At 65.5% G+C, this 22,472-nt stretch carries 19 protein-coding genes; 4 read left to right on the forward strand and 15 right to left on the reverse strand.

Annotated elements, in window-relative coordinates; translation table 11 throughout:
- Nucleotides 1-37: 37 nt before the first annotated feature.
- From hslV to FAZ97_RS00370, 8 genes are all read right to left on the reverse strand, one after another.
- Entirely contained in the window at nt 38-574 is a 537-nt protein-coding gene (hslV, locus tag FAZ97_RS00335; protein WP_158756664.1) for an ATP-dependent protease subunit HslV, read from the reverse strand.
- Between the two features lie 363 nt (nt 575-937).
- Nucleotides 938-1,357: an RNA polymerase-binding protein DksA gene (dksA, locus tag FAZ97_RS00340; protein ID WP_028203189.1), complete on the reverse strand. Its 420-nt coding sequence runs from the start codon at nt 1,355-1,357 to the stop codon at nt 938-940.
- A 607-nt stretch (nt 1,358-1,964) separates the two neighbouring features.
- A complete protein-coding gene (locus FAZ97_RS00345; protein WP_199272084.1) occupies nt 1,965-3,038 on the reverse strand; it encodes a CobW family GTP-binding protein in 1,074 nt (357 codons plus the stop codon).
- Between the two features lie 209 nt (nt 3,039-3,247).
- The gene (locus FAZ97_RS00350; protein ID WP_158756666.1) at nt 3,248-4,450 is read right to left on the reverse strand and encodes a class I SAM-dependent rRNA methyltransferase; all 1,203 of its coding nucleotides are present in this window, start codon (nt 4,448-4,450) and stop codon (nt 3,248-3,250) included.
- Between the two features lie 75 nt (nt 4,451-4,525).
- Nucleotides 4,526-5,464, reverse strand: coding sequence for a tyrosine recombinase XerC (gene xerC / locus FAZ97_RS00355; RefSeq protein WP_158756667.1), 939 nt, complete (start codon nt 5,462-5,464; stop codon nt 4,526-4,528).
- A 21-nt stretch (nt 5,465-5,485) separates the two neighbouring features.
- On the reverse strand, nt 5,486-6,169 hold the full coding sequence (locus tag FAZ97_RS00360) for a DUF484 family protein (RefSeq protein WP_158756668.1): 684 nt from the start codon (nt 6,167-6,169) through the stop codon (nt 5,486-5,488).
- Between the two features lie 139 nt (nt 6,170-6,308).
- Complete coding sequence (dapF, locus tag FAZ97_RS00365; protein WP_158756669.1) at nt 6,309-7,175, reverse strand: diaminopimelate epimerase; 867 nt, start codon at nt 7,173-7,175, stop codon at nt 6,309-6,311.
- A gap of 58 nt (nt 7,176-7,233) precedes the next feature.
- Nucleotides 7,234-8,121, reverse strand: a complete 888-nt coding sequence (locus FAZ97_RS00370) for a lipid A biosynthesis lauroyl acyltransferase (protein WP_158756670.1) — start codon at nt 8,119-8,121, stop codon at nt 7,234-7,236.
- A 262-nt stretch (nt 8,122-8,383) separates the two neighbouring features.
- Here FAZ97_RS00370 and metK point away from each other — a divergent pair, with 262 nt between their 5' ends.
- Nucleotides 8,384-9,574 (forward strand): methionine adenosyltransferase, encoded by a 1,191-nt coding sequence (gene metK, locus FAZ97_RS00375; RefSeq protein ID WP_158756671.1) that lies wholly within the window; start codon nt 8,384-8,386, stop codon nt 9,572-9,574.
- 129 nt (nt 9,575-9,703) lie between these two features.
- On the opposite strand, the gene FAZ97_RS00380 is transcribed toward metK, so the two are convergent.
- Nucleotides 9,704-10,045 carry a hypothetical protein gene (locus FAZ97_RS00380; RefSeq protein WP_407671781.1) on the reverse strand — a complete coding sequence of 114 codons (342 nt, stop codon included), beginning with the start codon at nt 10,043-10,045 and terminating at the stop codon, nt 9,704-9,706.
- Nucleotides 10,046-10,610: 565 nt separating this feature from the next.
- Here FAZ97_RS00380 and FAZ97_RS00385 point away from each other — a divergent pair.
- Nucleotides 10,611-11,372, forward strand: coding sequence for a phytanoyl-CoA dioxygenase family protein (locus tag FAZ97_RS00385; RefSeq protein WP_158756673.1), 762 nt, complete (start codon nt 10,611-10,613; stop codon nt 11,370-11,372).
- Nucleotides 11,373-11,394: 22 nt separating this feature from the next.
- Here the strand turns inward: FAZ97_RS00385 and FAZ97_RS00390 are convergent, their stop codons facing one another.
- Complete coding sequence (locus FAZ97_RS00390; protein ID WP_069264683.1) at nt 11,395-11,601, reverse strand: DUF3185 family protein; 207 nt, start codon at nt 11,599-11,601, stop codon at nt 11,395-11,397.
- 242 nt (nt 11,602-11,843) lie between these two features.
- Here FAZ97_RS00390 and mgrA point away from each other — a divergent pair, with 242 nt between their 5' ends.
- Nucleotides 11,844-12,887, forward strand: a complete 1,044-nt coding sequence (gene mgrA, locus FAZ97_RS00395) for an L-glyceraldehyde 3-phosphate reductase (RefSeq protein WP_158756674.1) — start codon at nt 11,844-11,846, stop codon at nt 12,885-12,887.
- Nucleotides 12,888-13,046: 159 nt separating this feature from the next.
- Nucleotides 13,047-14,084, forward strand: coding sequence for a fatty acid desaturase family protein (locus FAZ97_RS00400; RefSeq protein WP_158756675.1), 1,038 nt, complete (start codon nt 13,047-13,049; stop codon nt 14,082-14,084).
- A gap of 86 nt (nt 14,085-14,170) precedes the next feature.
- Here FAZ97_RS00400 and FAZ97_RS00405 read toward each other — a convergent pair whose 3' ends face one another.
- The 5 genes from FAZ97_RS00405 to FAZ97_RS00425 form a co-directional block, all read right to left on the reverse strand.
- Nucleotides 14,171-14,356: a hypothetical protein gene (locus tag FAZ97_RS00405; RefSeq protein ID WP_028203177.1), complete on the reverse strand. Its 186-nt coding sequence runs from the start codon at nt 14,354-14,356 to the stop codon at nt 14,171-14,173.
- A 333-nt stretch (nt 14,357-14,689) separates the two neighbouring features.
- Nucleotides 14,690-15,931, reverse strand: coding sequence for an MFS transporter (locus tag FAZ97_RS00410; RefSeq protein ID WP_158756676.1), 1,242 nt, complete (start codon nt 15,929-15,931; stop codon nt 14,690-14,692).
- A gap of 158 nt (nt 15,932-16,089) precedes the next feature.
- Nucleotides 16,090-17,655, reverse strand: a complete 1,566-nt coding sequence (locus FAZ97_RS00415; RefSeq protein ID WP_407671782.1) for an efflux transporter outer membrane subunit — start codon at nt 17,653-17,655, stop codon at nt 16,090-16,092.
- Nucleotides 17,652-18,890 (reverse strand): efflux RND transporter periplasmic adaptor subunit, encoded by a 1,239-nt coding sequence (locus FAZ97_RS00420; RefSeq protein ID WP_158756677.1) that lies wholly within the window; start codon nt 18,888-18,890, stop codon nt 17,652-17,654. The genes FAZ97_RS00415 and FAZ97_RS00420 overlap by 4 nt, the downstream gene beginning before the upstream one ends.
- A gap of 10 nt (nt 18,891-18,900) precedes the next feature.
- Complete coding sequence (locus FAZ97_RS00425) at nt 18,901-22,083, reverse strand: efflux RND transporter permease subunit (protein ID WP_158756678.1); 3,183 nt, start codon at nt 22,081-22,083, stop codon at nt 18,901-18,903.
- Between the last annotated feature and the right edge of the window lie 389 nt (nt 22,084-22,472).

Here is a 22,472-nt window from a genome sequence, read left to right on the forward strand (position 1 = left end):
CCTGATTCCTTCTCGTGTGTCCGGCGGGTGACGCGAGTTATTCGATGGTTTCGATCACGCGGTTGTGATTCGTGTAGATGCACATGTCGCCCGCGATCTCGAGCGATTTTTCGACGATCTCGCGCGGCGAGAGTTCGGTGTTGTCGACCAGTGCCTTCGCTGCGGCCTGCGCGTACGAACCGCCCGAGCCGATTGCGCAGATGCCGCCTTCGGGGTCGAGCACGTCGCCGTTACCGGTGATCACGAGCGTCGTGGTCGCGTCGGCGGCGATCAGCATGGCTTCGAGGCGGCGCAGCATGCGGTCGGTGCGCCAGTCCTTGGCGAGTTCGACGGCCGCGCGCGTGAGATTGCCCTGATGCTTTTCGAGCTTGGCTTCGAAGCGGTCGAGCAGCGAGAACGCGTCGGCGGTGCCGCCGGCGAAGCCGACCATGACCTTGCCGCCGTAAATGCGCCGGACCTTCTTCGCGCCACCCTTCATGACGATGTTGCCGAGCGTGACCTGGCCGTCGCCGCCGAGCGCGACCTTGTCGCCGCGCCGCACGGATACGATCGTCGTGCCGTGAAATTGCTCCATGTGCGTTCCTTTTTACCGTTGATGCCGGGTTGGATGCGTAGGTGGAATGCCTGCCGCTTTCGGGTGGGCGCAGCGGCGCTCGCGCGTTGTGCATGCATGGGGGCGCCACTGCCCTGAATCCGGGTGCGTCGCGCGCGCCTCGGGCGCGCCGCGAGCGCATATCACCTGGAGTTTAGGGCGGCGCTGGGCATATCAAGGGCTGCGAGCGCAGAAAACGGCGCGGCGCTCGGGCGCACGGGAAAAGGGCGCAGAAGGCTGAGGAATAGCGCGCGCAAAAGAAAAAAGCGCACGGTGCTCCGTGCGCTTCGACAGGGAAGGCAAGTCACTAGCCGCGCAAGCAGCGCTTCGCGGCCAGAAAAAAGCTCAATCGCCGAACAGCTTCTGGCGCAATTCGCGGCGCTCCTGCGCTTCGAGCGAGAGCGTGGCGGTCGGACGCGCGAGCAGACGCGGGATGCCGATCGGCTCGCCCGTTTCTTCGCACCAGCCGTAGTCGCCGGAATCGATGCGAGCGAGCGATTGCTGCACCTTCTTGAGCAGCTTGCGTTCGCGGTCGCGCGTGCGCAGTTCGAGCGCATGCTCTTCTTCGATCGTCGCGCGGTCGGCCGGATCGGGAACGATCACGGTTTCGCGCAGATTCTCAGTGGTCTGGCCCGCATTGCGGAGGATTTCCGCCTGCAGCTGTTCGAGCCGGTTCTTGAAGAAGGCGAGCTGATCCTCGTTCATGTAATCCTTGTCGCTCATCTTCAGGATTTCGGCTTCGGTCAAGAGTCGTTTCGTCGTCATCTGGCTTGCTTCTTCAATGAGTGAGGCAAAACTGGCACATCTTGCCTGCACTTTTGTGTTGCCCGCAGTGGCCGCGGTGGCCTATATCCAACCTTCACCACTTTGCCAGGCGCAGTTACCGCGCCGTTATTGCGCGCTGGCGGGCACGGACGATGAACTGTCGTGACGCCCGAAGCGCCGCTGCGGGGCCGAACTCCTCTGGAAACCGGTCTTCAGATGCTCCTGAGGCATATATCGTACCGACTGCGCGCTGCGACCGTTGCGCTGCCGGCGGGGCGTCCCTCGGCTCAAAACCGGGGCACCTCTCTTCCAGTGGGGCCGTATTGTAACCGAACCGCAAACTCGCGCCGCAAGCGGGAAATCCCTGCCGTGGCCCGCCTGTCATCAGGCCGTTTGCGGACCGGTCGATATCCAGAAAATATAACGCGCCAATCGTGAAAAAGCGATGGTCGGGTACGTTATTTGACGCACGAAGCGGGAAGAGATCTTTGCGCAGGCCGCAAACGCAGCGCCAGCGCCATGTTGCGGCGCGCAAGATCCAGACGAAAACGCCCGGCGCGGGGCCGGGCGTGTATCGAAATAAAGCGGGAAAAACGGGAGAATTCCGTCAGGCGAGGCAGGCGTCGAGCCCGTCGGTGATGAGGTCCTGCGGCAACTCGATGCCGATGAACACCATCTTGCTACCCTTCTTCTCGATCGGCAGCCACTTGGCGGCCAGGTCGCTGCCCATCATCTGGTGCACGCCCTGGAACACCACCTTGCGATCCACGCCCTTCATGTAGAGCACGCCCTTGTAGCGCAGGAGGCGCTCGCCGTAGATCTGCAGGATGCCGCCGAGGAAGTCTTCCAGGCGGTTCGGATCGAACGGGCGGTCGCTGCGGTAGACGAACGACTTGATCTTGTCGTCGTGGTGCGCGTGGTGGTGATGGTGACCGTGGTCGTGGCCTTCGTGGCTGCACTGGCCGTGATCGTGGTCGCAGTCGGCGTGGTCATGATCATGCGCGTGTGCGTGACCATGGTCGTGATCGTCTTCAGCGAGGAAGTCCGGGTCGATTTCGAGCTTGGCGTTCAGGTTGAAGCCGCGCAAATCGAACACTTCCTTGATGTCGGTCTCGCCGAAATTCACCTGGCGGATCTGCGCCTTCGGGTTCATGTGCAGCACGCGATGACGCAGGTCGGCGAGTTCCTTTTCGTCGACGAGATCGGCCTTCGTGATGAACAGGCGGTCGGCGAAACCGACCTGGCGCTGCACCACTTCGTGCTCGTCGAGCTGATGGTTGCCGTGCTTGGCGTCAACGAGCGTGATGATCGCGTCGAGCAGGAATTCGTCGGCGATCTCGTTGTCCATGAAGAACGTCTGCGCCACCGGGCCCGGATTCGCGAGACCCGTGGTTTCGATCACCACACGGTCGAAGTCCAGCTTGCCGTCGCGCTTTTGCTGCGCGAGGTCGCCGAGCACGCGCGAGAGATCGCCGCGGATCGTGCAGCAGATGCAGCCGTTGCTCATCTGGATGATCTGCTCGTTGCTGTCCTGCACGAGGATTTCGTTGTCGATGTTCTCTTCGCCGAACTCGTTCTCGATCACGGCGATCTTCATGCCGTGCTTCTCGTTCAGGATGCGCTTGAGCAGCGTGGTTTTACCGCTGCCGAGAAAGCCGGTCAGGATGGTGACGGGAATCATGCTGGTTGCCATGCTGTCTGCCTGGTAGGTGTTCGAGGGGTACGTTCAGGCGCGCCGCTTCGTGCTGTCGCTGCCTTCGAGTGTTACAACATAACTTCTTATTGAAACATATCTGCGCCGCGGCTGCATGCGGCGGCCGGGCGCGAGCCCAATCGGGGCGGGAACAGGCGCTCCGGCGCGCCGCCCGAAAGGGCTCAAATAAGGCCGTCTCAGGCGATTTGCAACAGCAGGCCCTTCAGATATTCGCCTTCCGGGAATGCCGTGAGCAACGGGTGATCCACACCGGCGCCCAGGCGCTTGAGGATGCGAGCGTCCACCTTGGCGTCGGCGGCGGCGCCCGCCACGATCTTCTGGAACAACGCCGAATCGATCGCGCCCGAGCACGAATAGGTGAACAACAGACCGCCCGGACGCAGCAGCTTGAAACCCGTGAGATTGATGTCCTTGTAGGCGCGCGCGGCGCGGTCCACGTGCTCGCGCGAGGCCGCGAACTTGGGCGGATCGAGCACCACGAGGTCGAAGCGCTCGCCCTCGTCGTGGAGGCGGCGCAGCGTCTTGAAGGCATCGGCGTCGAGCCAGCTGGCGAGCGCCGCGTCGAAGCCGTTCGCCTCGACATTCTTCTGCGCCGTGGCGAGCGCCTCGCCCGACGAGTCGATCGATACCACGCGTTTCGCGCCGCCCTTCATGGCCGCGAGCGAGAAGCCGCCCGTGTAGCAGAAGCAGTTGAGCACCTCGCGCTCGCGCGCGTAGGTCTGCACGAGCGCGCGGTTGTCGCGCTGGTCCACGTAGAAGCCGGTCTTGTGGCCGTTGCGCACGTCCACGTGATAGCGCACGCCGTTCTCGTTCGTGATGATGGTTTCGGGCGGTTCGTCGCCGGCGAGCAGGCCAGTGATCTGTTCGAGCCCTTCCTTCTCGCGGATCGATACGTCCGAGCGCTCGTACACGTTCGGGCAGCCCGTAGCCGAGGTGAGCGCCGCCACGATCGCTTCCTTCCAAGCCTCGACGCCCGCCGCCATGAACTGGCACACGAGCTGGCCGCGGCCCTCGCCACCGTCTTCGATGTAGTAATCGACGATCAGGCCCGGCAGCCCGTCGGCCTCGCCGAAGATGAGGCGCACTGCGCCCGTGCCGCTCACCATCGCGCGGCGGTCGGCCACGGCGCGCTGCACGCGGCGCTTGAAGAACGCATGGTCGATCGGCTCGTTTTCGTCGAAGCTCCACACGCGCGCGCGGATCTGCGAATGCGGGCTGTAGGCGGCGCGCCCGAGAAAGCGGCCGTCGGCCGCGCGCACGATGACGGTCGCGCCGGGCGCGGGCTTGCCTTCCACGCGGTCGATCGCGTTCGCGTAGACCCATGGATGGCGGCGCAGCAGGGATTTTTCTTTGGACGGCTTGAGGGTGACGATATTCATGATGGCTTCAATGCTGGATGACGGAGCAGGCGCAGCGTGGCGTTGCATGCCACGTGGCGCGTGCTCCGCCGCGCTTTAATCGCGCTTCTTGGCGCGTGGATGCGCGGTGTCGTAGACCTTCGCGAGATGCTGAAAGTCGAGCGACGTGTAGACCTGGGTGGCCGCGATGCTCGCGTGGCCGAGCAGTTCCTGCACGGCGCGCAGGTCGCCGCTCGACTGCAGCAGATGCGTGGCGAACGAGTGCCGCAGCACGTGCGGGTGCACGTTCGCCGGAATGCCCGCCGCGATGGCGGCGCGCTTCACGCGCTCGCGCACCACGCCCGGCGCCATGCGGTTGCCGCGCACGGAGAGAAAGAGCGGGGCGTCGTCGTGCTTCACGAAGGCGCTGCGCGCGGCGAGCCAGGCATCGAGCGCGTCGAGCGCCTTGCGCCCGACCGGCACCATGCGGTGACGGTTACCCTTGCCGAGCACTTCGACTTCGGCGGCGTCGCGCTTGAGCCAACCCGCCGATTCGTAGCCGTCGCGCTTCACATAATGCACATCGAGCCCGACGAGTTCCGCGAGACGCAGCCCCGACGAGTAGAACAGCTCGAGCATCGCGCGGTCGCGCAACGTCTCGGGGCTGACTTCTTGCGCGCCGGCGACGGCGGGCGCTTCCATGAGGTGCGTGGCGTCGTCGACGGAAAGCGCCTTCGGCAGCGTTTTGGCGCGTTTGGGCGCACGCACGGCGGCCACGGGATTCGCATCGATTTCGATACGGCCCGCGAGCCAGCGATAGAAGGCGCGCCAGGCCGACAGCCGGTGCGCGATGGAGCGCGCCGAGAGGCCGCCCGCGTGCGCGCGCGCCACGGCACCGCGCACTTGCGCGGCCGTGATCGTTTCGAGCGGCTTGCCGCCCGCGAGCTTCTTCAGCTCGTCGAGTTCATGCGTGTAGCCGCGCAGCGTGTGCTCCGATAGCCGCCGCTCGTGTTCGAGCGTCGCGAGGTAATCGGCGATCGGATCGGTCGGGTTCACGTTGGGCGGCCTGGGCGAGCGTCAGTGCGGCAGCAGGCGCGAGAGCGCCGCGCTCGCGAGTGCGCCGATCTGCGTGAGGAAGTCGGTGGCCATGCCGTCGTGGAAGCGGCGCGGGTCGGGCGAACCCATGACCAGCAGGCCGAAGGCTTCGCCCGCCGGAGCGTCGTTCGAGGCAACGGCGGGTGCGCGCAGCGCGATGATGGCGACCGATTCGGCGGCGCCGTCGGTCGAGTCAAGCCACTGCGCTGCCTCGAAGCCGGTGTTCGCACCGCAGTACGGCGTGTCGAGGCTGTTCGCGAAGATGCGCACTTCCTCGCCGGTCTGGCGCGCGAAATCGGCTTGCCCGTAGGCCTCGGCCACGTCCCACACGCGCAGCGCGGCTTGCGGCATGTCGAACACGTCGCGCAGGTTTTGCGTGATGGAGCGCGGCAGCGCGTGCGGATCGCGCTCGGCAATCATGCGCGTGGTCCAGCGATTGAACTTCGCGGCGATCGAATCGTTCTCGTGGCCGTAACGCAGAAGTTCCGAAAGGCGGCGCTCGAGATGCTTGTTCTTCTCGCGCAGCATTTCCATCTGGCGCTCCTGCAGCGAGACGGCAGCCTTGCCGTGCGGATTGCCTAGCTTGATCGTCGCGAGCAGTTCGGCGTGCTCAACGAAAAAATCGGGGTGGGCGAGCAGATAGTCGGCAACTTCGCGATCGTTCATGTTGTGGACGCGTTGTAGTTGTACGGCGCGCACGGCGGCGCGCAGTCTGTCAGGCGTTTGAGTTTTCGTGCGGCGCGACGTTCTCTCATTGCACGCGCCGCAAGGCCTAAAGCGGGCTGGATTCGGTCCGAAATACGCGCTAGTCGGCCAGCTCGATCTCGCCTTCGAACACGGTGGCGGCCGGGCCCGCCATGGTGAGCGCGGCGGATTCGTCGCGCGCGCCGTCCCAGGCGATGGTCAGCATGCCGCCATGCGTATGCACCTTCACGGGCGTGTCGAGCAACCCGCGGCGAATGCCCGCCGCCACGGCCGCGCACGCGCCCGTGCCGCACGCGAGCGTTTCACCGGCGCCGCGCTCGAATACGCGCAGCTTCACTTCGTTGCGCGAAACGATCTGCATGAACCCGGCATTCACCTTGTTCGGGAAGCGCGCGTGCGTTTCGATCACCGCGCCTTCCGCCTTCACTGGGTATGCTTCCACGTCGTCGACTACCTGCACCGCGTGCGGGTTGCCCATCGAGACGACCGACACCCAGCGCCGGGCGCCATTCACATCGAGCGGCCAGAGCGTGTCGTTGCCTTCGCGGCGGCCTTCGAGGCCGTTCGCGTTGAACGGCACGCGCTCGGGTTCAAAATCGGGACGGTCCATGTCGACGACGACTTCACCGTTTTCCTGCACGACGAGCGTGATCGTGCCCTTCTGCACCTGCACGCGCACGCGGTTCGAATCGGTGAGCTTGCGGTCGCGCACGAATTTCACGAAGCAGCGCGCGCCGTTCCCGCAGTGCTCGACCTCGCCGCCGTCGCAATTGAAGATGCGATAGCGGAAGTCCACGCCTTCCACGGTCGGATTCTCAACGATCAGCAACTGGTCCGCGCCGATGCCGAAGTGGCGGTCGGCGAGCGCACGCACGCGCTCGGGCGTGAGCGCGAGGTCCTGGCTGTAGCCGTCGAGCACGACGAAGTCGTTGCCCGCGCCGTGCATCTTGGTGAATTTGAGTTTCATGCCGTTATTGTAAGCGAGGCCCGGGCGAAAACCCGGGCCTCGAACGTGGGCGCAACGCTTAGTCGTAGACGCTGGGTTCGCCCGGCGGCCGCGTCTTGAAGCGCTTGTGGACCCAGTAATACTGCTCGGGAATGCGCGGAATCTGTTCTTCGAGGAAAGCGTTCATGCGGCGCGCGTCGAGGTCGTCGTCGCCGGTTGGATAATTTTCCCAAGGTTTGAACACTTTCAGCCGATAACCCTTGTAATTGGGCAACACCTCGCCGATGAACGGTACGACTTGCGCATGACCCACCTTCGCCAAACGCCCGACCGCCGTGAGCGTGCATGCCGGCACGCCGAAGAAGGGCACGAACGTGGAATTGCGCATGCCGTAGTCCATATCGGCGCCGAGCATCACGGGCTTCTTGTCGCGCAGCCAGCGCAGCACGGCGCGCGCGCTGTCCGCGCGGCTCACCATTTCCGCGCCGAAACGGCTGCGTCCCGCCTTGGCCGCGGCTTCGAACTCGGGGTTCGAGAACGGCTGGTAGAGCGAGCCGCAGGGCCGGTGCAGCGAGTAGTTGAGGAACATGGAACCCGCCTCGATGCCCACGAAATGCAAGCCGAGGAAGAGCGTGGGCGGCAGGTTCGGATCGGTGAGATCGATCTCGCTGTCGAGCTCGACGATTTTTTCGAGCTTCTTCGCCGAGGCGAACCATTGCACGCTGCGCTCCATGTAGCTGCGAATGGCGTGACGGAAGTGCAGCCCCGCCACTTCCTCGCGCTTTTCGTCGCTCCATTCGGGGAAGCACAGGCGCAGATTCGTATGAACGACGCGCTTGCGGCGGCTCGGGATCTGGTAGAGCAGCCAGCCGAGGCCGTCGCCCAGACGGGCGACCAAGCCATAGGGCAGGATCGCGAACAGCTTGAGCAAGCCGATGGCGAAACGGGAGCCGAGTTTGCCTAGCATGCGGCAACTCCGCGGCAAGGTTTGCGAACTGTGAGGAAGGAAACGAACGGCACGCGGGGACACCCTGCGACAATTTAAGGAAGTCGCTATAATAAGGGCTTCGCCGAGTTAATAGACAACTTGCGGGGCGAAGCCGGATGCCGGTCAATGACTGAGTCACTGACAGCAGCCGGGCAGCAATTCCGCTAAAGCGTCGCCGCTTCAAAGCTCCCGAAGCTGGCTACGTGAACTCAACCGTCACCAGCTACAAGGAGCCTGACACGTGGCAAACGACTATTTCTTCACCTCCGAATCCGTCTCCGAAGGCCATCCGGACAAGGTCGCCGACCAGATCTCGGACGCGATCCTCGACGCCATCCTCACGCAAGACAAGTACTCGCGCGTTGCAGCGGAAACGCTGTGCAACACGGGTCTCGTCGTGCTGGCCGGTGAAATCACCACCACGGCCAACGTCGACTACATCCAGGTCGCGCGCGACACGATCAAGCGCATCGGTTACGACAACACCGACTACGGCATCGACTACCGCGGTTGCGCGGTGCTCGTCGCTTACGACAAGCAGTCGCCGGACATCGCCCAGGGCGTGGACCGCGCGCACGACAACAACCTCGACCAGGGCGCCGGCGACCAGGGCCTGATGTTCGGTTATGCGTGCGACGAAACGCCCGAGCTGATGCCGCTGCCGATCCACCTTTCGCACCGTCTGGTCGAGCGCCAGTCGAACCTGCGCCGTGACGGCCGTCTGCCCTGGCTGCGTCCGGACGCAAAGTCGCAGGTCACGATCCGCTACGTCGACGGCAAGCCGCACGCCATCGACACCGTCGTGCTGTCCACGCAGCACTCGCCGGACATCGACCTCGGCACGCTGCGCGAAGCCGTGATCGAAGAAGTCATCAAGCCGGTCCTCCCGGCCGAGCTCATCAAGGGCGACATCAAGTTCCTCGTGAACCCGACCGGTCGCTTCGTCATCGGCGGCCCGCAGGGCGATTGCGGTCTCACGGGCCGCAAGATCATCGTCGACACGTACGGCGGCGCAGCTCCGCACGGCGGCGGCGCGTTCTCGGGCAAGGATCCGTCGAAGGTGGACCGCTCGGCCGCCTACGCTGGCCGTTACGTCGCGAAGAACATCGTGGCCGCTGGCCTCGCGTCGCGCTGCCTGATCCAGGTGTCGTACGCGATCGGCGTGGCCGAGCCGACTTCGGTCATGGTCAACACGTTCGGCACCGGCAAGGTTTCGGATGCGACCATCACGAAGCTCGTGCGCGAACACTTCGACCTGCGTCCGAAGGGCATCATCCAGATGCTCGACCTGCTGCGCCCGATCTACGAAAAGACCGCCGCTTATGGCCACTTCGGCCGCGAAGAGCCGGAATTCTCGTGGGAAGCGACCGACCGCGCGCTTGCGCTGGCCGAAGCCGCCGGCACTGAGCCGGTGAGCGCAGCGCTCGCGTAAGCGTTCGCAAGCTCGTATCGCGCTGGCCGGCGGCAACGCCGGTCAAGCGCGTTGCGGTACGACGAAGAAAAACCCCGCAGGGCGCAAGCCCGTGCGGGGTTTTTTGTTTTCTGCGGACCGCGCCGGGTCTTAGCGCATCGCGAAGCCGAACCAGCCCGTGCTGCTCGCGCCCATGCGGCGCGGCTTGCGCGTGCTGCGCGCCACGTGAACCGTGGCGGGCGCGGCGAGCGTGCGCAGCGGCGCGTTCGGGCGATAGAGCAGCGTGCGCAGCGAGAAGTGGCGCGCGCCCGAGCGCATACGCAGCACGGCGAAGAACGAGTGGAACCAGGTGCGCATGTTGTCGACGGGCTTCGTTTCGCGCACCTGTTGCGCGAGCGCGCGGGTACGCGCGGTGTGGTGTCGAAGTGCGCGCACCAGATGACGGCGGGCCGGCCGGGCCGCTTTCAGGGCTGTATGGGCAGCGTGGGTCATGCGTTGACTATCGAAGAGGGTAGGCATGGCGGTTGAGCAATCGGGTTCGAGGTGCGCCTTGCGCGACGCATTGCGTCGAGCAGCAAACGTGCCTGTCTTCCAGGGCATCACGATCTGGGTGGACGGGAGACGGGCCGCATGGCGCGGCGTGGGACGCGAAGCGACGGATTCTTCTGTTGGAGCGCCTTATGCGGCAAGGCGTTCACCGCGATCCGTCGGTGCGAGGAGAATTCGACGATGTAAAACAACATGCGAAACAGGCTACACGCGAATGATGACCGCAGAAAGTCGGTTAATACCCGGCCCTGCGCGCCTTTGATGCATACGATCCCACCCTTTGTCCTCATCGCGGTGCGTGCGCGCCATTCGCGTGCGGCTCGTTGACGCGGCGCATGGAGCCACCTCGTGTGACAGCGTGGTCCTTCCCGCCGTGCCGGCACGCTTTACAATCGAAGCGTCGGCGCGCGCCGACGCCTCAGCCGTGTCGTTTGGCCACGTTGTTTAGCGAAGCCACGAACGCAGGCTGCGGCCCTTGCTCGCATCGAGATCGCATAACGGAAGTCCCATGTCAGTCCAGTCAAAGAAAGAACAGGTGCAGGCGCTGCGCGAGCGCGGCTTCGTGGTCGTGCCGGGGCTCGTCTCGCCCGAGCGCTGCGAGGCGATCAAGCGGGTGGCGCAGGAGCAGTTGCAGGCGGCTGCCGCGCCGCTCGAATTCGAAGCCGATTTGCGCTACCCCGGCGCGCCCGAATCGAAGGACGCCCCGGGCGGCCATACGGTGCGGCGCCTGCTCGACGCCTACTCGCGCCACGCCCTGTATCGCGAATGGGCCACGTCGCCGGAAATCGCCGGGTGGATGGAGTTGTATTTCGGCGAGGAGCCGGTCCTCTCGTGCGCGCATCACAACTGCATGATGACGAAGCACCCGCACTACGGCAGCCTCACGGGCTGGCACCGCGACGTGCGCTACTGGTCGTTCGAGCGCGACGACCTCGTTTCGGTCTGGCTCGCGCTCGGGCCGGAGAGGATGGAGAACGGCGGCCTGTGGCTCGTGCCGGGCTCGCACGACGCGCCGTTCACCTCGGATCGCTTCGACGCCGCGAAATTCTTCCGCGCCGACCTGCCCGAGAACAAGGCGTGGATCGACCGCGCAGTCGCCCCGACGCTCGCCGCCGGCGATGTGGTTTTCTTCCACTGCAACACGCTGCATTCGGCGGGGCAGAACCAGAGCGATCAGGTGAAGTTTTCGCTCGTGTACACGTATCACGGCGCGAGCAACGTGCCGCTGCCGGGCACGCGCTCGGCAGCGAAGCCCGAGGTGAAGTTCTGAGCGGGCGCTGCGCGGCTTTCGCTTAGCGCCGGCGCCCCGACATCGCGAGCCCGGTGATGCCCGCGAGTGTCGCGGCGATGCCGCCTCCAATCAGGAGGATCGTGCGGTTGGTCGGCGCGCCGGTGAAGAGGCGCGACATGTCGTTTGCGAACGAATGGAGCGACTGGCCGCCGAAGTACAGCAGGACGACGCCACAGGCGATGAGCGCGATCGAAATCGCTTTGGCCATGAACAACCTCACGCAAAGGATGGACGCCGCAGTGTAGGCGAGTGCCCGCTGCGCGTCCAGGGTGCGGTTTTTCTGGCGGCCCGGCGTGCGCGCTCACGCGCCTTACATCGCCTTTCCCGCATAGTGGGCATCTGCACGGCTCGGGCGGATTGGCTAACATAGCTGCCTCACGCGAACGGCGTGCCCCACGGCGCGTCCGCACCCATCCCTTCGCTCACTACCCGTTTTCGCCGAGGATCACCATGGCTTACGAAGCAGCCTCAGAACGCTATTCGGACATGCAGTACCGCTTTTGCGGCAAGTCGGGGCTCAAGCTGCCCGCGCTGTCGCTCGGTCTGTGGCACAACTTCGGCGATACCACGCCGATCTCGACCCAGCGTGACATCCTGCGCACCGCATTCGATCTCGGCATCACGCACTTCGACCTCGCGAACAATTACGGCCCCCCGTACGGCAGCGCCGAAACCAACTTCGGCCGTATTTTCAAGGACGATTTCCGTCCGTACCGCGACGAGCTGCTGATCTCGTCGAAGGCGGGCTGGGATATGTGGCCGGGCCCGTACGGCCAGGGCGGCGGCTCGCGCAAGTACGTGCTCGCGAGCCTTGACCAGAGCCTGCAGCGCATGGGGCTCGACTACGTCGACATTTTCTATTCGCATCGCTTCGATGTGGAAACGCCGCTCGAGGAAACGGCCGGCGCGCTGGCCACAGCGGTGCAGCAGGGCAAGGCGCTGTATGTCGGCATCTCGTCGTATTCGCCCGCCAGGACGCGGGAGATGGCCAAGCTTCTAGCCGAATACAAGGTGCCGCTGCTCATTCACCAGCCGTCGTACAACATGCTCAACCGCTGGGTCGAGGAAGAGCTGCTCGACACGCTCGAGGACCTGGGCACGGGCAGCATCGCGTTCACGCCGCTCGCGCAGGGCGTGCTCACGAACAAGTATCTGAACGGCGTGCCTGAAGACGCGCGCGTGAACCGTCCGGGCGGCGGCTCTCTCAAGAGCGAGCACCTGAGCGCGCAGAATATCGAGCACGTGCGCAAGCTCAACGACCTGGCGCTGCGCCGCGGGCAGAGCCTCGCGCAAATGGCGATCGCCTGGACGCTGCGTGGCGGCCGCGTGACCTCGGCGCTGATCGGCGCGAGCCGCGCGGAGCAGGTGCGCGAGAACGTCGCGGCATTGAAGAACCTGGAGTTCTCTAAGGAAGAACTCGCGGAGATCGACCGCTATGCGACCGAAGGCGGCGTGAACCTGTGGGAGAGGCCGTCGACCGATCAGCACATCTGAGCGGCGCGCGCCCGGCATGAAAAACCGCCTCCTTGCGAGGCGGTTTTTTTATGCCCGAAAGATCGGGTCATTGCGTGCCCCGGCCACGCGGCGCGCCGTTCTTCGCTTTGTCATGTGGCCCTGCTAACGTCGCGGCAGCCTTTGCCGCGAGGAATCACCATGGAGTCCTTGAGCGCCGAATCTGAAGCGCTTTCCCCCACCGCCACGCACGCCGAACCCGCCGGGCGGACCAAACGTGCGCCGCGCCCGCCGCAGCCTGCAACGGCGGCCCGCGCGAATGCCGGGCTGATCGCGTTCGCGTTCACGGTGCTGTGCTACCAGCTCGTCGGCTTGCCGCTTTTGCTGCACGCGGCAGGCGGTCCGACGCTTGTTCTGCTGGCCACGCTCGCGCCCGTCGTGCTTGCCACGCCTATCCACTGGGGCCTCATCCACGAAGGCATACACGGGCAACTGGCGCGCGACCGGCGCGTGAACGAGTGGCTTGCGCGCGCGCTCTCGATCGGTCTGGCGATGCCGTTCGACGCCGTACGTTTCGGACACCTGATGCATCACCGCTTCACGCGCGAGGCGTTCGACCGTCCCGATGTGCACGACATGCACGACGCGAGCGGCCCGCGCTGGCGTCGTCGCATTTCGTACTACGCGCGGTTGATGGGCGGACTGTACCTGGCCGAATTGCTGTTGCCGCTCCTCGCGTTTATGCCTGTGCGCCTCGCACGCGACATCATCGAGCGCGGCGTGGGTGCGCACGGTCGCGAAGGCGTGCAGGTGCAGCGGCTCTTCGCGAACCACGCCGCCGATCCCGTGAGGCGCAGCCGCGCGCGGCGCGACTGGCTCGCCTCGCTCGCGCTTTACGCGGCTTCGTTCGTGCTGTACGGCAAGGCCTGGCCCGTGCTGCTCGCGGCGATGTACCTGCGCGGACTGTGGCTGTCGGTAGCGGATAACTTGCCGCACTACGGCGTCGCGCTCGACGAACCGGGCAGATCGCGCGATTTTCGCGTGCCGCGCGCGCTGGGCGTGTTGCTGATGAATCATCATCTGCATCGCCAGCATCATCTGCATCCGACGCTGCCGTGGACGGCGCTGCCCGCCCTCGCGCATGCCGAAGAGGCCGCAGGCATGACGGCGCGAGCGGGCTATCTCGCCGCCGCGTTGCGTCAATTCAAAGGATTGCAGCCGGGCTTCGATCCCGGCTGAGAGGGTCGATGCGAGCCAATGGCGCGCGTGCGCGCAAGCCGCGGCGCGTTGCGCCGCGAGGATGCCGCGTGGTCAATTCGCCTGCGCTACATCAGCGCGGGCAGCGTCTCGACAAGCGCAACGGCTGCGAGCACGCCGATCAGCGCGCCGATCACGCGTAGCGTGTTGTGTCTGAATTCCGTCGCGCACGGCACCGCGCCAAGAAAGAGCGCGCCAGCGAGGGCCATCGGGATGATCATCACGAAATCGCCGATCGTGAAATAACCTTCCATGCTCGTCTCCTTATCGTATAGGCGACGCGGGCGCGCAATGGTTGTCATTCTCGTCGTCATGCCAATGGCATGACGTTGCGGCCCCGGGCCTGAAATCGAGTATAGGTGAGGGCGGTGAGTGCAGCGGCGCGCGTGTGTGCCGTTACGCTCATCGTGAAGTGCATGCCGCACCGCAAAAGCGCGCCAGAGGCGGCGTTGCGCTGCGGTGCGATGCCCGCAAGGCTTAAATCGCGAGTCGTCTAAATATTACGGATGCCTTTCGATTGCGCCGGCGCGCAGTGCACAACGAGGCGAGCGCGCACGTTGCGTACCGCGCCCGGCGATATCGCGAACTCAGGCCGCGCCAGCGCGCTCGCGCGCTCGCAGCTTGAGTGCCAGCGCGAGCCCCACGACCAGCAGCACGATCACGAGGCCGGCCACGCCTGCCCAGCCCGCCGCAGTCCAGAAGTGGCCGCCAATCGAACCCATCACGCTCGAGCCGAGGTAATAGGAAAGCAGGTAGAGCGCGGCGGCCTGGCCCTTCGCTTCGCGCGCGAGCCGTCCAACCCAGCCGCTTGCCACCGCATGCCCGGCGAAGAAGCCAATGGTCAGGCAGGCGATGCCCGCCGCAATGGCCGCGAGCGGTGCGAACAGCGTGAGCACGACGCCTGTGAGCATCAGCGCGAGACTGGTGATGAGCACACGGCCGCGTCCGAAGGTGTCGGCCATGCGGCCCGACCACGGCGAGGCGACCACGCCCGTCAGGTAGACGAGGAAGATCGCGCCGATTGCCGCCTGGCTCATGTGATAAGGCGGCGCGATCAGCCGGTAGCCGATGTAGTTGTAGAGCGTGACGAAGCTGCCCATCAGCACGAAGCCCATGGCGAACAGCATGGGCAGTCCCGGCCGCGCGAAATGGCGCAGCAGCGCCGCGCGATGATGCGCGAAACCCAGGCCGCTCTTCGGCACGAAGTGGCGCGAGGGCGGCAGGAGCGAGCGGAACGCGAACATGGAGGCGAGCCCGAGCACGCCGATCACGGCGACCGCCGCACGCCAGCCGAACAGGTCGGTGACGATGCCCGTGATCACGCGTCCCGCCATGCCGCCGATGGCCGTGCCGCCCACATAAAGGCCCATGGAAAGGCCGAGGCCCTCCGGATGCATTTCTTCTGCGAGCCACGCCATGGCGACGGCGGGCACGCCGCCGAGCGCGATGCCCTGCAGCGTGCGCAGCACGAGCAGCTGATGCCAGTGCGGCACGAAAGCGGTGGCGAGCGTGAGCAGTGACGAGGCGCACAGCGACGCGGTCATCATGCCGCGCCGGCTCCAGCCTTCGGAGACGAAGCCCGCGACGAAGATCGCGATGGCGAGCGCCGCCGTGGTGAACGAGAGCGAGAGACTGCTCTGCGCGGGGCTCACGCCGAAGGTTTCGGAGAACGCGGGCAGGAGCGGCTGCACGCAGTAGAGAAGCGAAAAGGTGGCGTAGCCGGCGAACAGCAGCGCGAGGCTCGCGCGCCAGAATTCGGGGGTGCCGCGTTCGATGTACGGAACGGCGGAGGGCGCGGAATTGCGCGAGGCGCCCGGTGATGCAGTCACGACTAGTTCTCCTGTCGATCCGTAGTTAGCGCTTTAACGCTTACTACGGGTCCCACGCAAAGCGCAGATAAATTACAAAGGCGCAACGATACGCCTGTTGGGCGATCCGCGTCGTCGAGCGCCGCAGGTCGGGTGCCCGGCGCAACCGCGTGGACGTTTTAGCCCGGTACTCGCGACGTGCCCGGCTGCGCGCCGCGAGCGGCGCTCGGCGCGCTCGCCGAAGCGCCTTGCGGTTCGCTGGCGGGCAGCGCTTTTTGCGCGTCGTCCGGATGCACGAGCGCCGCATCGCTCGGCAAATCCGTCGCGCTCCATCCGCCGCCCAGCGCCTTCACGAGCGCAACGCTCGCCGCCATGCGCCGGCGCGAGATCGCCACGGCCTGGCGTTCGTTGTTGAGCGCCGTGGTTTGCGCGACGACCACGTCGAGGTACGTGATCGCGCCGCCGAGATAGCGATTGTTGATGGTGACGAGCGTGCGCTGTGCGGCGTCCACCGCGCGGTCCTGAGCCGTCGCCTCCTGCTCCAGCACGCGCAGCGCAGCGAGGTTGTCCTCGACGTCGCCGAACGCGTCGAGCACCGTTTGGCGGTACTGCGCCACGTTTTCGTCGTACTGGGCGCGCGCTTCGTTGCGCACCGCCTCGCGCCCGCCGAAGTCGATCAGCGTGCCCGCGAGCGTCGGCCCGAGCGACCAGAAGCGCGCGGGCGCGACGAGCCACTGGCTGAAGTTGGTCGCCTCCAGGCCGCCCGTGACCGCAAGCATGAGGGTCGGGAAGAACGCCGCCGTCGCCACGCCCACTTGCGCGTTCGCGGCGGCTACGCGGCGCTCGGCAGCGGCGATGTCGGGCCGCCGCTCGAGCAGCGTGGAGGGCACGCCAGGCGGGCTCGCGATTGCGCGCACGGCGTAAGCCTCCTTCGGCGCGACGGCGAGCGTGAACGTGGAAGGCGACCGCCCGATGAGAATCGCAATGGCATGCTCGAGTTGCGCGCGCTGCACGCCGAGATCGATCGCCTGCGCCTCGGTGGTCTGTAGCTGCGTTTGCGCCTGGCCCACATCCGCGTCGGTGGCGATGCCGCCCGTGTAGCGATGCTGCGTCAGTTCGAGCGATTCGCGGTAGGCCTCGATCGTGTCGTCGAGCAACTGCCGTTCGCGGTCGATGCCACGCAGTTCGAAGTAATCGGTCGCGAGTTCGGCCTGCATCGAGAGCAGCACGGCCTGCATGTCGGCGGCGCTTGCCTGTGCATTCGCCTTGGCGGCCTCGACGTTGCGCGCGACGCGGCCCCAGATGTCGGGTTCCCAGGTGGCGTCGACGCCGACGGCGTAGTCGTTGATCGTTTGACCGGCCTTCGACGTGTACAGCACATTCTGCGAAGTGCGATAGCGAGAAAAGTCACCGCTCGCCGTCACGAGCGGAAAATAGCTCGAACGCTGCTGCGCGACGTTCGCGCGCGCCGCGCGAAAGTGCGCCTGGGCGGCCTGCACGTTCTGGTTCGCGCGCTCGACCTCGGCTTCGAGTGCGTCGAGCTTGGGGTCCTCGTAGATCGTCCACCACGCGCCGCGCGACGCGTTGTCCGCGGGCTGCGCAATCGTCCAGCCCGTGCCTTCGAGCTCCTTGAACGTCGCGGCGACGGGCGTGGCCGGGCGCACGTAGTCGGGGCCAACCGTGCAGGCGCCGAGTGCCCCGAGCATGGCCAGCGCGAGAAGTCGAACGCGTGCGTGTTTCATCATTCGCCCTGCGTTTGCGCGTTGGTGCCCGCACCGCTCGCGCCATGCGCCGCACCTGCCGCGTGCTGCGGCTGCACGATGCGCACCGGCGTACCGTCGACGATCGCGTCCTGCGGATTGACGATCACGCGCTCGTCGCCCGTGAGCCCCGCCGCTACCGCGACGCGCGTGCCGAAGTCGGTGCCGAGCGTGACCTTCACCAGCTTCACGCGGTCTTGCGCATCGACGGTCGCCACCTTCACGCCGTCCGGGCGGAACAGGAAGGCGTTGCCGGGCAGCGTCATCGGCGTGGCCGAGCCGTCGAGCGCGAAGTGGACCTGTGCATAGGCACCGGGCAGCAGTTCGCCGCTGCGGTTGTCCACATCGACTTCCACGAGCATCGTGCGCTGCTGCGCGTCGACTGCGCCCGCCGTGCGCGCGACGATGCCCGGAAAGTGCTTGCCCTGCTCCTCGTTGAGCGTGAGGTAGGCATGCTGCTGCACACGGATCTGCTGCGCGTACGCCTGCGGCACGTTCGCGTATACGCGCAGCCGGTCGGCCTGCGCGAGATGGAACAGTTCCTTCTGCGAGCTGCCGCCGTTGCCCGCGTCGATGAGCGCGCCCACGTCCACGTTGCGCGCGGTGACGATGCCGTCGAAAGGCGCCGTCACGCGTTCGTACGACTGCAGTTGCGTGAGCCGCGAGACGTTGAAGCGGGCGGAGTCGAGCGTGGCTTTTTTCGCGAGCATGTCGCCGACCTTTTCGTCGGTGTCCTGCTTCGCCACCGAGCGCGTTTGCAGCATCTGCGTCCAGCGGTCGGCCGTGGTTTTCGCGAGCGCGTAGTTGGCTTCGGCGTTGGCGAGATCGGCGCGCGCGGCACGCAGCTGGTCGTCCACTTCGGGTGCGTCGATTTCGGCGAGCAATTGCCCCGCCTTCACATGCGCGCCAATGTCGAAGTACCACTTGCGCAGGTAACCGTTCGTGCGCGCGTAGATCGGCGTGTCGAGAAACGCCTGCACGTTGCCTGGCAACACGAGGTCGAGCGCGCGCGCCGAGCGCTGCGGCGTGACCACTTGCACGGAAAGCGTGCTCGCGGTTTTCGCGTCGCGTTCGAGCGCCGCGTGCGCGCTATGGCGCGACCAGATGCCCTGCGCAGCGAGCCCGATCACGACGAGCGCGGCAAGCACGATGGGCCAGCGCCGCGGTTTGTGTGGACTATGCGGTTCCTGCGGCGGGGGCGTTTGCGAAGGATTCGTCATGACAGGGTATTCATGATTTGGGCACCACGTTTTCACTGGCGCGCTGGCGGCGCTCGCCGAGCTTGCGGTAGATGAGCGAGAACACCACGGGTACGAAGATCAGCGTGGCGAGCGTGCCCACCGCGAGGCCGCCGATCACGGCGCGCCCGAGCGGCGCGTTCTGCTCGCCGCCTTCGCCGAGGCCAATGGCCATCGGCACCATGCCGATCACCATCGCGAGCGCCGTCATGAGCACCGGGCGAAAACGCGTGTAGCCCGCTTCGATCGCGGCGCGCGCCGCGTCGCCGTGCAGGCGCAACTGCTCGCGCGCGAAGCTGATGACGAGAATGGAGTTCGCCGTGGCAATGCCGATACACATGATCGCGCCCGTGAGCGCGGGAATGGAGAGCGTGGTGTGCGTGAGGAACAGCATCCAGACAATGCCCGCGAGCGCGCCCGGCAGCGCCGTGATGATGATGAACGGATCGAGCCACGACTGGAAGTTCACGACGATCAGCAAATACACGAGCACGATCGCGAAGATGAGACCGCCGAACAATCCGGAGAACGAATCGTTCATCGTCTGCACCTGGCCGCGCAGCTTGACGGCGGAGGTTTTCGGCAACTCGTCGCGCGTCTGGTCGATGATCTTCGCGATGTCGTCGGAAACGGCGCCGAGGTCGCGCCCGTCGGCGGTGCCGTAAATGTCGATGGTGGTCTGCGCGTTGTAGTGCGTGACGACCGCGTCGCCCGCCACGCGCTGCATGCTTGCGAGCGAGCCGAGAATATTGCTGCGGCCGTTCGCGGTGAGCGGGATGTTGGCGAGCGACTGCAGCGAATCGATCGTGTATTGCGGCGCTTCGGTCACGACGTTGTAGCTCACGCCGTTGATCGGGTTGAGCCAGAACGTGGGCGTGGTTTGCTGGCTGCCCGAAAGCGTGATGAGCAGGTCGCTTGCCACGTCTTTCTGCGTGAAGCCCGCCTGCTGCGCGCGCGTGCGGTCCACGTCGATGAAAATGCGCGGCAGGTCCGCGGGCTGCTGGATGCGCGCGTCGACGAAGCCGGGCACGCCGCGCAGCCGTGCGAGCAGCGTCGCCGCGAACGCGCGGTTTCCCGCCACGTCGCGGCCCACGATCTGCACGTCGATCGGCGATGGCATGCCGAAGTTCAGCGTCTGACTCACGATATCGGCGGGCAGGAAGGCGAACTGCACGCCCGGGAACTCGTCGTTGAGCGTGCGGCGCAACAGGCGCACGTAATCCGCTGTGGCGTGATGGTCCTCGTTCAGTGAGATCAGCACATCGGCGTCGGAGGTGCCGATGGTGCCTGTGTTGCTGTACGAAAGGTTGATACCCGAGACGGGCAGGCCGATGTTGTCAATGATCGAATGCAACTCGTCCGGCGGAATCAGTGTGCGCACGCGCTTGTCGATACGATCGACGAGCACGGCGGTTTCCTCCACACGCATGCCGGTTTTCGCGCGCACGTGCAGCGCGATCGTGCCTGCATCGACTTGCGGAAAGAAGTCGCGCCCGAGGAACGGCATGAGCAAGAGCGACGCGCCACAGCAGGCGAGAAACGCCACGACGAACCACACGGGATGCTTCACGCGCGCCGCGAGAAACGTGCGATAGCGCTCGCGCAGCCCCTCGAAGCCGCGCTCGAACGCAAGGTGCGCGCGCATGAACGGATTGCGCGTCGCGCCATGCGGGTGATGCAGGTCGGCGGGCTTGTGATGATGGCGCATCAGGTACTTCGCGAGCGTGGGCACGAGCGTACGCGAGAAGAAGTACGAGGCCAGCATCGCGAACACCACGGCTTCTGCGAGCGGGATGAAGAGGTAATGCGCCACGCCCGTGAGCAGGAACATCGGCACGAACACAATGCAGATGGAGAGCGTGGAGACGAGCGTGGGAATCGCGATCTGGTGCGCGCCGTCGAGAATCGCCTGCTCCAGCGTCTTGCCTTGCTCCAGTTGCTGGCTGATGTTCTCGATGGCGACCGTTGCGTCGTCAACGAGAATACCCACCGCGAGCGCAAGGCCCCCGAGCGTCATGATGTTGATGGTCTCGCCGAGCGCCGCGAGCACGATGACCGAGGTGATCATCGAAAGCGGAATCGAGACCGCGATGATGAGCGTGGCGCGCCAGTTGCCGAGGAACAGCAAAATCATGAGCGCCGTGAGCGCCGCGGCGATGAGCGCTTCGCGCAGCACGCCCTGCACGGAGGCGCGCACGAAAAGGGACTGGTCCGCGACCGGATCGATATTGAGCGACGACGGCACGAGATTGCGCAGCGTCGGCATCATCTCCTTGATGCGATCGACGATTTCGAGCGTGGACGTATTGCCGCTCTTGTTGATGGTGAGGAGCGAGGCGCGCTGGCCGTCCACGCGCACGATGTTGGTTTGGGGCACGTAGCCGTCGCGCACGTGCGCCACGTCGCGGATGTAGATCGTGCCGCTGTCCGTGGTTTTCACGGGAATGTCGTTCAAGCCCGCTAAGCTATCGGGACTTGCGTTCATCGTGACCGAATATTCGGTCGCGCCAATTTTCGCCGTGCCAGAGGGCAGGATGAGGTTCTGCGCGCTGATCGCGTTCACCACGTCCATGGGCGAGAGATTGTGCTGCTGCAAGGCACGCTGGTTGATGTCGACCATGATCTGCCGCTGCTTGCCGCCATAGGGCAGCGGCGCGGAGGCGCCCGGCACGGTTGCGAGCTGCGTCTTGAGGAAGTTGTTGCCGTAGTCGAACAACTCCTGCTCGGTAAGCTGCGGTGAGGAAAGCGACAGCCGCAGGATCGGCACAGTCGAGGCGTTGTAGCGCAGAATGAACGGCGGCTGGATGCCAGGCGGCAGCGAACGCAGTTGCGCCTGCGAAAGCGCCGTGACTTCGGCGAGCGCTTCCTGGATATTGGCGTGCGGCTGGAAGAAGATCTTCACGACCGCAATGCCGTTGAGCGACGTCGATTCGGTGTGCTCGATATCGTTGACCGCCACGGAAAGGCCGCGCTCGTAGTTGAGCACGATGCGCTTTTCCATCTCGTCGGCGGGCAGGCCCGTGTAGGTCCAGATCACCGAGAGCACCGGGATGTCGATGTTCGGGAAGATGTCCGTGGGCGTGCGCAGGATCGTCAGCGGCCCGACGATCAAAAGCAGCAACGCGAGCACGACGAACGTGTACGGGCGCTTGAGCGCGAGTCGAACGATCCACATGGAACGACGGGTTCCTTCGCTGGTGGCGGAGTGTGGCTCGCGCGGCTGGTCTGGCCGCGATGGCGAGCGTTTAGGTTATCGGTATCGTGGCCGGCTAAATGGCGCGCATGAGGTCTTTGCCTGTGCTGCGCCGGGCCTTGATGGTGCACGGTTGGGACAGGACTATAGCGCCAGTCACCAGGCATCAGCGTACTTTTTCAGGGACTGCCCTAGCAAGGCCGCAGAGAATGGGGTTTACCATCTGTTACAGTCAGGTTTTCGTAAGTTGCGGGAGCGAAGCGGGGCGAGGTTGTGACGGCGCAAGGCGGCATCGGTATGCCGCCGTTGATACACCCCCCTATTTTTTCGCTTTGCGCTCGCGCTCAAACAGGCAACAATGGGGATGCCAA

Source organism: Paraburkholderia acidiphila, from assembly GCF_009789655.1.
GTDB classification, from domain to species: Bacteria; Pseudomonadota; Gammaproteobacteria; order Burkholderiales; family Burkholderiaceae; genus Paraburkholderia; species Paraburkholderia acidiphila.

Excerpts from the sequence above, each read along its gene's own strand:
- hslV (WP_158756664.1), bottom strand. The coding sequence starts at position 574 with ATGGAGCAATTTCACGGCACGACGATCGTATCCGTGCGGCGCGGCGAC.
- dksA (WP_028203189.1), bottom strand. The coding sequence starts at position 1,357 with ATGACGACGAAACGACTCTTGACCGAAGCCGAAATCCTGAAGATGAGC.
- FAZ97_RS00345 (WP_199272084.1), bottom strand. The coding sequence starts at position 3,038 with ATGATTCCCGTCACCATCCTGACCGGCTTTCTCGGCAGCGGTAAAACC.
- FAZ97_RS00350 (WP_158756666.1), bottom strand. The coding sequence starts at position 4,450 with ATGAATATCGTCACCCTCAAGCCGTCCAAAGAAAAATCCCTGCTGCGC.
- FAZ97_RS00360 (WP_158756668.1), bottom strand. The coding sequence starts at position 6,169 with ATGAACGATCGCGAAGTTGCCGACTATCTGCTCGCCCACCCCGATTTT.
- dapF (WP_158756669.1), bottom strand. The coding sequence starts at position 7,175 with ATGAAACTCAAATTCACCAAGATGCACGGCGCGGGCAACGACTTCGTC.
- FAZ97_RS00370 (WP_158756670.1), bottom strand. The coding sequence starts at position 8,121 with ATGCTAGGCAAACTCGGCTCCCGTTTCGCCATCGGCTTGCTCAAGCTG.
- FAZ97_RS00380 (WP_407671781.1), bottom strand. The coding sequence starts at position 10,045 with ATGACCCACGCTGCCCATACAGCCCTGAAAGCGGCCCGGCCGGCCCGC.
- FAZ97_RS00385 (WP_158756673.1), top strand. The coding sequence starts at position 10,611 with ATGTCAGTCCAGTCAAAGAAAGAACAGGTGCAGGCGCTGCGCGAGCGC.
- FAZ97_RS00390 (WP_069264683.1), bottom strand. The coding sequence starts at position 11,601 with ATGGCCAAAGCGATTTCGATCGCGCTCATCGCCTGTGGCGTCGTCCTG.
- mgrA (WP_158756674.1), top strand. The coding sequence starts at position 11,844 with ATGGCTTACGAAGCAGCCTCAGAACGCTATTCGGACATGCAGTACCGC.
- FAZ97_RS00400 (WP_158756675.1), top strand. The coding sequence starts at position 13,047 with ATGGAGTCCTTGAGCGCCGAATCTGAAGCGCTTTCCCCCACCGCCACG.
- FAZ97_RS00405 (WP_028203177.1), bottom strand. The coding sequence starts at position 14,356 with ATGGAAGGTTATTTCACGATCGGCGATTTCGTGATGATCATCCCGATG.
- FAZ97_RS00415 (WP_407671782.1), bottom strand. The coding sequence starts at position 17,655 with ATGATGAAACACGCACGCGTTCGACTTCTCGCGCTGGCCATGCTCGGG.
- FAZ97_RS00420 (WP_158756677.1), bottom strand. The coding sequence starts at position 18,890 with ATGACGAATCCTTCGCAAACGCCCCCGCCGCAGGAACCGCATAGTCCA.
- FAZ97_RS00425 (WP_158756678.1), bottom strand. The coding sequence starts at position 22,083 with ATGTGGATCGTTCGACTCGCGCTCAAGCGCCCGTACACGTTCGTCGTG.